This window comes from Pseudomonas sp. FSO-7, assembly GCF_059579345.1.
Genome location: NZ_CM184193.1, coordinates 2,828,872 through 2,842,608 on the forward strand (window position 1 = coordinate 2,828,872; position 13,737 = coordinate 2,842,608).

Annotated in this window: 8 protein-coding genes and 1 pseudogene; 4 read left to right on the forward strand and 5 right to left on the reverse strand. The window is 63.6% G+C overall.

The window, feature by feature from the left end; genetic code table 11:
- Positions 1-146: 146 nt before the first annotated feature.
- From AC515T_RS12425 to AC515T_RS12440, 4 genes and pseudogenes are all read right to left on the reverse strand, one after another.
- Positions 147-3,242, reverse strand: a complete 3,096-nt coding sequence (locus AC515T_RS12425; RefSeq protein WP_496532713.1) for a multidrug efflux RND transporter permease subunit — start codon at positions 3,240-3,242, stop codon at positions 147-149.
- Between the two features lie 3 nt (positions 3,243-3,245).
- Entirely contained in the window at positions 3,246-4,415 is a 1,170-nt protein-coding gene (locus tag AC515T_RS12430) for an efflux RND transporter periplasmic adaptor subunit (protein ID WP_496532714.1), read from the reverse strand.
- Between the two features lie 95 nt (positions 4,416-4,510).
- Positions 4,511-5,266 (reverse strand): methyl-accepting chemotaxis protein, encoded by a 756-nt coding sequence (locus tag AC515T_RS12435; protein WP_496533126.1) that lies wholly within the window; start codon positions 5,264-5,266, stop codon positions 4,511-4,513.
- A gap of 102 nt (positions 5,267-5,368) precedes the next feature.
- Positions 5,369-6,562 (reverse strand): annotated as a pseudogene (locus tag AC515T_RS12440) (PDC sensor domain-containing protein); the annotation flags it as partial.
- A 490-nt stretch (positions 6,563-7,052) separates the two neighbouring features.
- Here AC515T_RS12440 and AC515T_RS12445 point away from each other — a divergent pair.
- From AC515T_RS12445 to AC515T_RS12460, 4 genes are all read left to right on the forward strand, one after another.
- Complete coding sequence (locus AC515T_RS12445) at positions 7,053-8,501, forward strand: APC family permease (protein ID WP_496532715.1); 1,449 nt, start codon at positions 7,053-7,055, stop codon at positions 8,499-8,501.
- Between the two features lie 83 nt (positions 8,502-8,584).
- Positions 8,585-10,006 (forward strand): aldehyde dehydrogenase family protein, encoded by a 1,422-nt coding sequence (locus tag AC515T_RS12450; protein WP_496532716.1) that lies wholly within the window; start codon positions 8,585-8,587, stop codon positions 10,004-10,006.
- 11 nt (positions 10,007-10,017) lie between these two features.
- Positions 10,018-11,367: an aminotransferase class III-fold pyridoxal phosphate-dependent enzyme gene (locus AC515T_RS12455; RefSeq protein WP_496532717.1), complete on the forward strand. Its 1,350-nt coding sequence runs from the start codon at positions 10,018-10,020 to the stop codon at positions 11,365-11,367.
- Positions 11,368-11,449: 82 nt separating this feature from the next.
- Positions 11,450-12,775, forward strand: a complete 1,326-nt coding sequence (locus AC515T_RS12460; protein ID WP_496532718.1) for an alginate export family protein — start codon at positions 11,450-11,452, stop codon at positions 12,773-12,775.
- Positions 12,776-12,917: 142 nt separating this feature from the next.
- On the opposite strand, the gene AC515T_RS12465 is transcribed toward AC515T_RS12460, so the two are convergent.
- Entirely contained in the window at positions 12,918-13,670 is a 753-nt protein-coding gene (locus AC515T_RS12465) for an IclR family transcriptional regulator (protein WP_496532719.1), read from the reverse strand.
- Between the last annotated feature and the right edge of the window lie 67 nt (positions 13,671-13,737).

Consider the following 13,737-nt stretch of genomic DNA (forward strand, 5'->3'; position numbering starts at 1 on the left):
CCCTAAGCAGCCGTTACCGCAGCAATGGATATGTACTCAATCACCAACATCCAGGCCAGCCGCGAGGCCGCCATCGCGAGCAAGCTCGCTCCCACAATGGGAATGGAGTACGACCGGGAGAACCAGGCCGGCTATAAAGCCTAGCCTCACTTGGCATCAACACGCCTGACACGCTTCATCACCACCACGAAAAACACCGGCACGAACACCACCGCCAGCGTGGCGCTGAGCATCCCGCCGATCACCCCGGTGCCGATGGCCTGCTGGCTCGCCGAGCTGGCACCGGTGGCAATCGCCAGCGGCACCACGCCAAGGATGAACGCCAGCGAGGTCATGATGATCGGTCGCAGGCGCAGGCGTGCGGCCTCAAGCGTTGCGTCGATCAGATCGTGGCCTTCGTCGTACAGGCTCTTGGCGAACTCAATGATCAGGATCGCGTTCTTCGCCGACAGACCGATGATGGTGATCAGCCCGATCTTGAAGAACACATCATTGGGCATGCCGCGCAACGACACGGCCAGTACCGCGCCAAGCACTCCCAGCGGCACCACCAGCAGCACTGAAGTCGGGATCGACCAGCTCTCGTACAGCGCCGCCAGGCACAGGAACACCACCAGCAGCGACAGCCCCAACAGGATCGGCGCCTGGCTGCCGGACAAGCGTTCCTGCAAGGACAACCCGGTCCATTCCTGGCCCAGGCCCGTCGGCCCCTGGGCCACCAGCCGTTCGATTTCGGCCATGGCTTGCCCGGTGCTGTAGCCCGGTGCCGGTTCGCCGGAAATGCTCACCGCCGGATAACCGTTATAACGGGTCAATTGCGCCGGCCCCTGGGTCCAGCGGGCCTGGACGAATGCCGACAACGGGACCATTTTCCCGCTGTTGTTGCGCACGTGGATCTTCAGCAGATCCTCGACCTGGCTGCGCTGGTCGCCCTCGGCCTGGACCACCACCCGCTGCATGCGTCCCTGGTTGGGGAAGTCATTGATGTAGGCCGAACCCACCGCCGTGGACAACACGCTGCCGACATCGGCAAAGGAAATGCCCAGGGCATTGGCCTGCTTGCGGTCGACCTCCAATTGCACTTGCGGCGCCTCCGCCAGGGCGCTTTCGCGCACATTCATCAGCATCGGGCTTTTTTCGGCGGCGGCGAGCAGTTCGCTGCGGGCCTGCATCAAGGTGGCATGGCCGAGGCCGCCACGGTCCTGCAAACGGAACTCGAAACCGCTGGAAGTGCCCAGGCCATCCACGGGCGGCGGCAGCACCGAGAACGCCATGGCGTCCTTGATCTGACCCAGCGCCAGGTTGGCACGGTCGGCAATCGACGCCGCCGAATCCTCGGCGCCGCGCTGCGACCAGTCCTTCAGGGTGGTGAAGGCCAGGGCCGCGTTCTGCCCACTGCCGGAGAAGCTGAAGCCGAGAATGATCGTGCTGTCGCCGACCCCCGGCTCGCCGGCATTGTGGGCTTCGATCTGCTCCACCACCTGCACCGTCCGGTTTTTGCTCGCACCCGGTGGCAACTGGATGTCGGTGATGGTGTAGCCCTGGTCTTCCACCGGCAGGAACGAGGAGGGCAGGCGGCTGAACAGCAGGCCCATGCCCACCAGCAGCACGCCGTAGATCAGCAGATACCGGCCACTGCGTTTCACCGCATAGGCCACCCAACCTTGATAGCGGTCGCCGAACCGGTCGAAGCCACGGTTGAACCAGCCGAAGAAACCGCCCTTGGCGTGGTGGTCACCTTGGGCGACCGGCTTGAGCAAGGTCGCGCAAAGCGCCGGAGTCAAGGTCAGGGCGAGAAAGGCCGAGAACAGGATCGACGTCGCCATGGACAGCGAGAACTGCTGGTAAATCACCCCCACCGAGCCCTGCATGAACGCCATCGGAAGGAACACCGCCACCAGCACCAGGGTGATGCCGATGATCGCCCCGGTGATCTGCCCCATGGCCTTGCGCGTGGCCTCTTTGGGCGACAACCCTTCCTGGGCCATGATCCGCTCGACGTTCTCCACCACCACGATGGCATCGTCCACCAGGATGCCGATGGCCAGCACCATGCCGAACATGGTCAGCACGTTGATCGAGAACCCCAGCGCGAGCATCGTGGCGAAGGTGCCCATCAACGCCACCGGCACCACCAGGGTCGGGATCAGGGTGTAGCGAATGTTCTGCAAGAACAGGAACATCACCGCGAACACCAGCAACATCGCCTCGCCGAGGGTATAGATCACCTTGGTGATCGAGACCTTGACGAACGGCGAGGTGTCGTAGGGAATCTTGTATTCCACGCCGGCCGGGAAGTAGCGCGACAGCTCGTCCATTTTGTTGCGCACCAGGGTCGCGGTGTTCAACGCGTTGGCGCCCGGCGACAGTTGCACCGCCACGGCGGTGGAGGGCTTGCCGTTCAGGCGCGTGGAAAACTGGTATTCCTGGCTGCCGATTTCCACCCGGGCCACGTCGGCGATGCGCACCGTCGAGCCATCGGGGTTGGCCTTGAGCACAATGTCGGCAAACTCTTGCGGCGTGTTGAGCTGGCCTTTGACGACGATGGTCGCGGTGATTTCCTGGGCGCTGCGGCTCGGCAAATCCCCCAGGCTGCCGGCCGACACCTGGGCGTTCTGCGCGACGATGGCGGCATTGACGTCGGCCGGGGTCAGGTTGAAACCGACGAGTTTCTGCGGGTCGATCCAGATCCGCATGGCCCGCTCGGCCCCGTACAGCTGGGCCTTGCCGACACCGTCCAGGCGCTTGATCTCGTTCATCACGTTGCGCGCCAGGTAGTCGCTGAGGGCCACGTCGTCGAGCTTGCCGTCGCTGGAGGTGAGGGTGATCAGCAGCAGGAAGCCGGCGGAGACTTTGTCCACTTGCAAGCCTTGCTGCGTGACCGCTTGCGGCAGGCGCGACTCCACCGCCTTGAGGCGGTTCTGCACGTCGACCTGGGCCAGTTCCGGGTTGGTACCGGGTTGGAAGGTCGCGGTGATGGTGGCGCTGCCCAGGCTGCTTTGGGATTCGAAATACAGCAGGTTGTCGGCGCCGTTGAGTTCTTCCTCGATCAGGCTGACCACGCTTTCGTCCACGGTTTGCGCCGAGGCGCCCGGGTAGACGGTGTAGATCTCGATTTGTGGCGGGGCCACGACCGGGTATTGCGCCACCGGCAACTGTGGAATGGCCAGGACACCGGCCAACAGGATGAACAAAGCGACGACCCAGGCGAACACCGGACGGTCGATGAAGAATTGCGGCATGGCTTAATGTCCTGCCTGTGGCCCGGGAACCTGGGCGAGGGGAAGTGGGGAATCGTCGACCCGGACCTGCTCGCCGGGACGGGCGTGTTGCAGACCCTCGATGACGATGCGGTCGCCGGGTTTCAAACCGTGGGTGACGACCCAGCGATCGTTTTGCGCGGCGCCCAGTTGCACCGGTTGCTGGCTGACCTTCTGCTCGGCGTCCAGCAGCAACACCTGGGCAACTCCGGCGCTGTCCCGCAGGATGGCCCGTTGCGGCACGGTGATGCCCTGGCTGTTGACCGCCTGTTCCAGGCGCACGCGGATGAAGCTGCCCGGCAGCAGGTCCAGGTCCGGGTTGGGGAACTCGCTGCGCAGAGTGATCTGGCCTGTGCTCGGATCAACGCTGAGGTCGGTGAACAGCAACTTGCCGGGCAGCGGGTAAGGGCTGCCGTCGTCCTGGATCAAGGTGGCCTTGGCCTGGCCCTGGCCGACCGCTTGCAGCTGCCCTGCGCGAAAGGCGCGGCGCAGGTCGTTGAGTTCGCGGGTCGATTGCGTGAGGTCGGCGTGGATCGGGTCCAGTTGCTGGATCAGCGCCAACGGCGTGCTTTCGTTCTGCCCCACCAAGGCGCCTTCCGTCACCAGGGCGCGACCGATGCGCCCGGAAATCGGCGCGGTCACCGTGGCGTACCCGAGGTTCAGCTTCGCCCGTTCCACCGCGGCCTTGTTGGCGGCGACGTCCGCGGCGGTCTGGCGCACGTTGGCCCGGGCGTTGTCGTAATCCTGGCCACTGATCGCCTTGTCATCGATCAACTGAGCGTAACGCTGTGCCTGCAAGCGGGCCTGGAACGCATTGGCCTCGGCCTTGCGCAACGCTGCCTCGGCACTGTCCAGGTCGGCCTTGAAGGGCGCCGGATCGATGCGAAACAGCACGTCGCCTTTCTTTACATCGCTGCCTTCGCGAAACACCCGCTGCAACACCACGCCGGCCACCCGCGCCCGGACTTCGGCGACCCGTGGCGCCGCGATCCGGCCGCTCAGCTCGTTGCTGATCGACAGTGGCCGGGCCTGGACGGTTTCGACACGCACGCTTGGCAGCGGGGCGGAGGCCTCCGGGGTCGAGGCGTTATCACAGCCACTGAGCAGCAGTGCCCCGACCAACAGGCCCAGTGTGACGAAAGGAATCTTGGACATGGTGCTTCCCCACTATTGAGCCGCCCATGGTAGGGATCGAAGCCAATGCCAGGGGTGAAGCTTTGTAGGCGCTCTGTGAAATTGTGTAAGCACCCTTAAATCCGAAAGTGACCCACCAACGCTTGCTGATGATTGGCCATGGCATGCAGCGAGTGGCTTGCCTGCGAGGCTTCCTCCATCCGGCTGGTCAAGGTTTCGCTGATTCCGCGAATGTCACTGACGCGATGGCTGATGTCTTCCACGACAGCGCTTTGCTCCAGGGCGGCGCTGGCGATTTGCTGGTTCATGTGTTCGATCACTTCCACGGCGTCGGTGATGCGTTGCAGCGCCACGTGGGTCTTTTCGACTTGAGCGACGCTGTCCCTGGCCTGTTCGCGGCTCAGTTGGGTGCTGTGCACGACCTCCTGGCTCAACTGTTGTAGTGCTTCGATCACCGTGCGTATCTGCTCGACCGAGTTCTGGGTGTTGCTGGCCAAATGGCGAACTTCGTCAGCCACCACGGCGAAACCGCGTCCCTGTTCTCCCGCCCTGGCCGCTTCGATGGCGGCATTCAAGGCCAGCAGGTTGGTCTGCTGGGCAATGGCGCAGATCACGTCCAGCACCTGGCCGATGTGTTGGCTGTTGCCGGCCAGTGCCTGCACTTGCTCAAGGGTGGTTTCCAGGCGCCGGTCGAGGCTGTCGATGCTGGTGACCGCGTTGGCGAACAGTTCACGCCCTGAGCGGCTTGCGTTTTCGGCGACGGTGGCGGCGTCGGCCGCCTGGTGGGAATGGCGAGCCACTTCCTGGGCGCTGGTGCTCATTTCATGCAAGGCGGTCGCCGCCAGCTCGACTTCCCGGTACTGCGTGTGCATGCCCGCGCTGACTTCCCGGGCCACCTGCGCCGACGTATCGGCGGTGTCGCGGGTGTCCAGGGAGGCTTGCTGGATATCGCGGATGATGGGTTGCAACTTGTCGAGAAAGCGGTTGAAGCCCTTCGCCAGTTGGCCCAGTTCATCGTGGCGTCCGTTGGGCAGGCGCTGGGTGAGATCGCCGTCGCCGTCGACAATCGCATCGAGCATATGCGCCACCCTCAGCAGCGGCCGGGTCACGCCGTAGGCGGTGAGCCAGATGAGCAACAGCCCTAGGCCCGCAGCCAGCAAACCCAGGCTGAGGTTGAACCAGTTGGCCTGGCGATGCTTGTCGTCCAACTGCGCCTGCATGTGCAGGGCTGGCGCTTGCACCAGCGCTTGCGGCACGCGTATCTGCAATTGCCAGGGGGGATTGGCAGAAACGGTTTGCACGGCTTGCCGAACGTCGACCGAGGTGCCGTCAACCGCGCCGCTATGGCCGGCAACCTGCCCTGACGGGGAAAGAATATTGATCTCGCTGTGGCCGGGATACAGGTCGTTGGCAAGGCTGGCGGCGAGTTGCTGGAGGGTATCGAGGCTGATGTCCATGCCCACCACGCCGATGACGTTGCCCTGGTCCAGCAGCGGGATGGAGATGCTACTCATCAACGTCTTCTGGCCTTCGACCTCGATCGCGTAGGGCTCTGTCACGCAAGTGCGCCCCTGGGTCTGCGGGCAGATGTACCAGGCGTTGGCCGGCTCGCTGCCTGGTGGTGCGGTGTTGGCGCTGATCTGGGCTTCGCTGAGCACCTCTTGCACCAAATGCCCGGGTTGGCTTTGTGACCAGTACAGGGCGAAGCGACCTTTTTCATTGCCGGCCAGATCGCGTTGGCCAGCGAAACCGGCATCCTCACCGACCAGCGCGTCAGGAAACAGCACCACGTAGAAACCAAGGACTTTTTCGCGGTTCTGAAGGGCTTGGCGAGTCGCGGCGATCAGGTCCCGGCGCAGTTGCCCTGGCGTCAGTCGCCCGTTCCACGCCTGGGCGCGCAGTTGCAGGACCTGTTGGGCGAAACCTTCCCCATAGATCGCTGTTTCGCTGAAAAAGCGCTCCACCCGCTGACCATGGGCCAGGGCCTGTGCCTGCAAACCTTCCAGGGCCGAGCGTCCGAGCAGTTGACTGCTTTGCTGCTTGAGCAGCGTGGCGCCTTGCTGGTTCTGATACAGGGAGGCACCGGTCAAGGCCCCGACGACGGCCAGCAGGCACAGCCCACTCAGGAGCGTGATCCGCCATTGGATAGAGAGACGAGCGAAGAACATGCTGAAGTTTTCCTGCGCGTGGGGGCTTTTATTGTTTTGGGCCCAGCGCTGTTTGAACGACGGGCGAGGCTATCTTGCCGGAGGAGGCATTTTCCCGTTATCCCGAATCGGCAGCCGTTTGGGCTAATGCGGGTCACTCCAGAAAGCGCTATGCCCGAAGAAAACGATTAACCCGTGGCGAGGGAGCTTGCTCCCGCTGGACTGCGCAGCAGGCCCAAAAAAAGAGGGGCCGCTACGCGGCCCAGCGGGAGCAAGCTCCCTCGCCACAGGTTGTGTTGTTTGGTCCAGGGGCATGGTCAGCGTGCCGGAATGGGGGATGACCTGTTTTGGGGCGCCGCCTCGGATGCTGCCGTTTTGGGATAGCGAAGGGTTTTGGCAAGGGCCTAGCATCGAATCCAGCGTGCAAGCAGAACAATAAGCTTTTGGAAGTCGGCGAAGTTGGCCGTCTCCGATCCAGCAACAACTGCCTCATACAATAAGGTCAAGAACAATGAGCGTATCTTTCCCGATCAGCAGCTCGACGGAGTTGAAGCGCGGCGCCCTGGGTGTCGGCTTCATCATCTTCTTCGTGATTTCGGCGGCGAGCCCCTTGAGCGTCATCGCCGGCGGTTTTCCCATTGGCATCATGCTGGGCAATGGCGCCGGCACACCGGCGTTGCTGCTCCTGGCCTTGCTGGTGTTGCTGGCCTTCTCGGCGGGCTACACCGCCATGTCCCGGCACATGACCAATGCGGGTGGTTTCTATGCGTTCACCGCTCGCGGTTTGGGTGGCCTGGCCGGTGGCGCGGCGGGGGTGTTGGCGATGTTTGCCTACAACATTCTCCAGGTCGGCCTGTACGGCATGTTCGGCGGCGTGGTCAGCGGCACCATGGCCAGCGTCTTTGGTCTGGATTTGCCGTGGTGGACGTATTCGCTCCTGGCGATGGCCAGCGTTGCGATTCTCGGCTATCGCAAGATCGACCTGTCGGCCCGGGTGCTGTCGGTGGTGGTCATTGCCGAGTACCTGGCGATCCTGACGCTGGATTTCGCCATCCTCAAGACCGGTGGCGACAGCGGCATCAATCTCGATTCGTTCGACCGCAGTCATGTGCTCAGCGGCACGCCGTCGATTGGCTTGCTGTTCTGCTTCGCGGCGTTCATCGGCTTCGAGGCCACCACCATCTACGGCGAGGAAGCCAGGGATCCGCACCGCACGATACCCATCGCCACTTACAGCTCGGTGCTGTTGATCGGTGGTTTCTATGCCCTGTCGGTCTGGGCGATGGTGATTGGCGTAGGGGCGGACAAGATCGTGCCGACCCTGCAGGCGCTCCAGGACCCGACGACGTTCATCTACGGCATGTCCGATCATTTTGTCGGCCCGCACCTGACCCAGATCATCCGCCTGCTGTTCATGGTCAGCATCTACGCCGGGCTGCTGGCGTTCCACAACGCCGCGGCGCGTTACTTCTATGCCATCGGGCGTGACGGTTTACTGCACAGCCGGTTGGGCACCACCCATCGCGTGCACCAGAGCCCGCACATGGGCTCGGTCCTGCAAAGCCTGATCGCGGCGGTGGTGGTGTTGATCTTCGCCGCGCTGGACGCCGATCCGATCCTGCAATTGTTCGCCTGGTTCTCCAACCTGGCGACGCTGTGCGTGATCCTGCTCATGGCCCTGACCTCGGCGGCGGTATTCGTGTATTTCCGGGCTCATCCGGAGTTGAAGCTGGGGGTCTGGCGCGGTCGGATTCTTCCGGGTTTTTCGTGCCTGGCATTGCTGGCGGTCCTGGCCCTTGCAGTGATTCATTTCGACGTGCTGACCGGCGCCAGCCAACGCTTGTCCTACGGCCTTTGCGCCGTCATTCCCGTCGCGCTGATCGTCGGCGTGTTCCTCGCGGCTCGATTGCGCAAGGCCTCGCCCGAGCGGTTCACGGCGTTGGGCAGCCACAAGCTCTAGGGCGTCACGGGACAACGTCAAACCACACAAAAAAATTGCGCTGTCGTTCGGGACGGTCCGGCAGCGCGTGAAAGGAAGAGGCTATGCACGATTATCAAATGCTCATCAATGGGGCCCGGGTCGACGGCGAAAACGGTCACTTCGATGTGGTCAATCCGGCGACCGCTACGGTGTTCGCCCGCTGCGCGGCCGGTTCCCTGGCCCAGTTGGACCTCGCCGTCGAAGCGGCGCAATCGGCCTTTGTAGAGTGGCGCCACAGCAGCCATGAAGATCGCCGCCAGCGCCTGCTGAGCATCGCGGCTGACATTGAGGAGGACGCCGAGTCGTTGGCCCGGCTGATTGTCCTGGAGCAGGGTAAGCCGCTGGAACTGGCGTTCTCCGAAGTGATGGGCGCGGTGGCCTGGACGCGTTACGCCGCCGAACAACAGATCCCCGTGGAGTTGGTGGAGGAGACCCCGAGCCAGCGCATTGAACTGCACCGCAAGCCGTTGGGCGTCGTCGCGTCGATCACGCCCTGGAACTGGCCGTTCATGATCGCCGTCTGGCACATCATGCCGGCGTTACGGGCCGGCAACTGCGTGATCAGCAAACCGTCCAGCCTGACCCCTCTGAGCACCCTGCGCCTGGTGGAGATCATCGCGCGCCATGTGCCTCGGGGCGTGATCAATAGCGTGACCGGTGAACAAGGTTTCGGCAGCGCGATCACTGCCCACGCCGGCATCCAGAAGATCGTCTTCACCGGCTCGACCGCCACCGGCCAAAGCGTGATGCGCGGCGCCGCTGGCAACCTCAAGCGCCTGACCCTGGAGCTGGGCGGTAACGATGCCGCCATCGTGCTGCCCGGCACGCCGGTCGCGGCGGTGGCCGAAGACATTTTCCAGGCGGCGTTCCTGAACATGGGGCAGACCTGCGCCGCCCTCAAGCGTTTGTACATCCACCAATCCCAGTACGAGGCCTTTGCCGAGGCCCTGGCCGAGATCGCCCAGCGTCAGGTGGTGGGTGACGGCCTGGCGCCTGGGGTCACGTTTGGCCCGGTGCAGAACCTCGAACAGTTGAAGCTGGTTGAGGACCTGGTGGCGGACGCCCGTGCCCATGGGGCGCGGGTGTTGTGCGGCGGTGCCCGTCTGGACCGCCCGGGCTTTTTCTATCCGCCGACGCTGGTCGCCGATGTGACTGACGGGGAGCGCCTGGTGGACGAGGAACAGTTCGGTCCGGTGTTGCCCCTGATCGCCTATCAGGATGTCGAGGATGTCCTGTGCCGCGCCAATGCTGGCGACATGGGCCTGGGTGGATCGGTCTGGGGCAGCGACAGCGAGCAGGCACAGGCATTGGCCAGTCGCCTGGAATGTGGCATGGCCTGGGTCAACTGCCATGCGCAGATCCAGCCGAATACGCCGTTTGGTGGCAGCAAGATGTCCGGGTTCGGCGTCGAGTTCGGCCTTGAGGGGTTGCTGGAGTTTACCGGCCAGCAGCTGCTGTACGTACGCAAGCGTGAAACAGAGTGAGGACGGCAATCATGTACGAGCACTACAAGACAGCACAGAAGAAGTTCTGGCACCCGATGAGTTCTTCGGCGCCAGCCAACCGCTCCAAGACGTTGATCATCGCCCGTGGCGACGGCAACTACATCACCGATATCGAAGGCCATCGCATGCTCGATGGTGTGGGCGGTTTGTGGAACGTGAACGTGGGCCATAACCGGCCTTCGGTGAAGGCGGCCATCGCCGCGCAACTGGACGAACTGGCCTATTACCAGACCTTCGACGGCATCGCCCATCCACGGGTGTTCGACCTGGCCGAGCGGCTGACGTCGATGTTCGCCGAGGAAAACATGGCACGGGTGCTGTTCAGTTCCGGCGGTTCCGATGCGGTCGAGACGGCCCTGAAAATGGCCCGCCAATACTGGATCGCCAGCGGCGAGCCAGGGCGCACGCGCTTCCTGTCGTTGCGCAATGGCTACCACGGCGTGCACATGGGCGGCACCTCCGTGGGCGGCAATGGGGTCTATCACTACAACCACGGGCCGCTCCTGGCCGGCTGTCATCTGCTCGACACGCCGTGGCTGTACCGCAATCCCTGGGACTGCCGCGATCCAGACGAACTGACCGCTCACTGCATTCGTCAATTGGAGGACCAGATCGCGCTGCTCGGCCCGCAGACCATTGCTGCGTTGATCGCCGAGCCGGTGCAAGGCGCCGGTGGCGTGATCGTGCCGCCAGCGCATTACTGGAGGAGGCTGCGGGAAGTCTGCGACCGCCACGGCATCCTGTTGATCGCCGATGAAGTGGTCACCGGGTTCGGCCGCACCGGCTGCATGCTCGGCAGCCGGGGCTGGGGCGTCGCGCCCGATGTGCTGTGCCTGGCCAAGGGCATCACCGCCGGCTACATCCCCATGGGCGCGACGGTGTTCAACCAGCGCATCGTCGATGCCATCGAAAACGCCCCGGGTTTCGGCAGCGTGATCATGCATGGCTACACCTACAGCGGTCACCCGACGGCATGTGCGGCGGCCCTGGCGGTGCTGGACATCGTCGAGGCCGAGGACTTGCCGGGCAATGCCGGGAAAGTCGGCGGGCAAATGCTGGAGCAACTGCAACCGCTGACCGAACGTTATGCGGTGGTGGGCGAAGTGCGCGGCAAGGGCTTGATGATCGCCGTGGACCTGGTGGCGGACAAGGTCACCCGCGAGCCGCTTGACCCGGCCAACGGCCTGGCCTCGCGCATTGCCGAACAAGCGCGCCGCGCCGGCGTACTGGTGCGGCCGATCGGCAACAAGATCGTGATGTCGCCACCGCTGACCCTCACCGCTGACGAAGCCACCCTGATGGTCGATGCGTTGGACAGCGCGCTCGCCGACTGCCGCTAGCCCTGCCAGCCGGCGCAGTGTGCTGTGCCGGCTCCTGAATATAAAAACAGCCTTCAAAGGCGCACCACAAGGAGCTCCAGCCATGCGGTCTCTATCGCGTATGGAATTTTTCGGCAGTGGCCTTGCCTGCACGCTGGCGCTTTGCGCCGCGAGTCAGGTCCAGGCCCATGCGTTGTATGCCGATGACGACACGCACCTCAACGCCGACCTGCTGGCGGTGTTTGGCCAGTTCAACAGCCGCAAGAACTATGACGGCAGGCCGGGCGGTTCAACCTGGCGCGAAGGCTTCATCAAGTATGGCGTCAGCGGCGACCAGGGCTTGGCGGGCCATGGCACTGCCTATGGCGCGTTCAACCTGATCAGTTCCGCCACTTGGGGCGATGGCGATCCGGCCGGTAATTCCCTTGGGTCCGAGCGCACCACCAAGATCGAAGACGCTTACCTGGGCTGGCGCTCCGCCGATCTGTTCCCTGTGCTGGGGCAGGACGGCGTCGATATTTCCGGCGGCCGCCAGGTGGTCAAGCTGGGCAGGGGATTCTTGATCAACGATGACGGGCCGAACCTGGGCAAAGGGCCTGCCGATGGTCGCTTGAATCGTGGCGGCGCCTATTACCTGGCGGCCCGGCACGCGTTCGATCAGACCGCCGTATTGCGTCTGGGCGGGGAGGAGGGGCTGCATGGCAGTGCCGTCTGGCTCAAGTCCGACAACCGCGCCCAGGCTGAAACCGAACTGGCCGCCGGCACGCTGGACTACACCGCCAAGGCCGGGACATTGGGGTTGACCTGGATCCACGGCCTTGATGTGAATGATCGCTGGGCCAGCGATTTGCAGAAGCAACGCGAGGGCATGAACGTCTACAGCATTCGTGGTGAAGGTGACGCGGGCATCGAGAACGCCAGCCTGGCGTTCGAGTACGCCTGGCAGGACAAGGACGCCGGCCCGCAGAACGCCTGGTATGCCGAGGCCGGCTACACCTTTGCCGATCTCGCCTGGGCACCCAAGCTGACGTACCGCTACACTCGCTATTCGCAGAAGTGGGATTCGCTGTTCACCGGGCAGAGCACGGGTTATGGCACCTGGTTCCAGGGTGAAGTCGCGGGTAACTATGCCGGGCCCTTCAACAGCAACACGGGCATTCATCATGTCGGCCTGACCGCCACGCCGCTGGAGAACCTGACCCTCGGTGCGCTGTACTTCGATTACAACACCGTGCGTAAAGACAACGCCCTGAACCTGGATGCCCGGGAGCTGGACCTGTATGCCGAGTGGGCCGTGAACGAGCACTTGATCATCACCCCGCTGATCGGCCTCTACAAACCGGATCGGGATGCAACGACGGGGGGCAATCAAGTGACGGGCAATGGCACCAACGTGTACAGCCAGGTGACGGTGGCCGTGCCGTTCTAAGCAGGGGGGTGTTCAGTAAGCCCTGTGGGAGCGAGCTTGCTCGCGATGATGGCGGCCCAGTCAACACCCATCTCAACTGATTCACCGCTATCGCGAGCAAGCTCGCTCCCACAGGGCACCGGTATGGCCGCACCTCCGGTTTCTAGCCGACGGCAGGCGGACTTTTCATCCGCTCGGCAATCCGCCGGGTGGTGTCCATCACCATTTCAACCACGGTTTCCTGGCGCAGCAGTTTGAAGCTGTGGGTGCTGCCCACGGCCGAGAGGCTGCCCACCACTTCGTCGAGCTCCGGGTTGACGATTGGCGCCGCGATACCGGTGAGCCCCAGGTTGAGTTCGTCGTGGGTCATGCAATAGCCGTCCTTGCGGATCTTTTTCGCGGCCTTGGAGAAGCTTGCCCAGTCATAGCCGCTGTCGGGGTCGTTGGCCAGGTGTTCTTCGAACAGGCGTTGCAGGCGCCGGCCCTTCTGGAAGGCGATCAATACCTTGGACTGCGCACCGCGAAAAAACGGCAGCGGTTGGCCGCGGCCGAATGAGAACTGGTAGGTGTCAGTGGGTTCGGCGATGTAGGTGTTGATGATGCGGCCGTCGTAGAAAACGCTGGCGAACACCGCCAGTCCAGTGGCTTCGGACAGTTCGTGCATCAACTCGCGGCCTGCCACGAGGACTGGGTCGTACTGCCGCATCATCCAGTCCAGCTCAATGATGCGCGGCCCCAGGCCGTAGCTGCCGGCGTCCACCCGGACCAGCAGGCCGGCGTCGCACAAATCCTTGACGTAGCGGTACACGGTCGCCCGTGACAGGCCCATGCGCTCGGCGATGGTATCGGGGTCGATCTTCAGCGATGCCGGGCCGAAAAGGTCCAGCACACTCAGCATTTTGCTCAGACTGCTCATTTCGCTCCTAAAGGGGGAATGGCGCGTAGGGGGTCGTTGGGTGAGCACTATAGGTAGCCACGGCGGC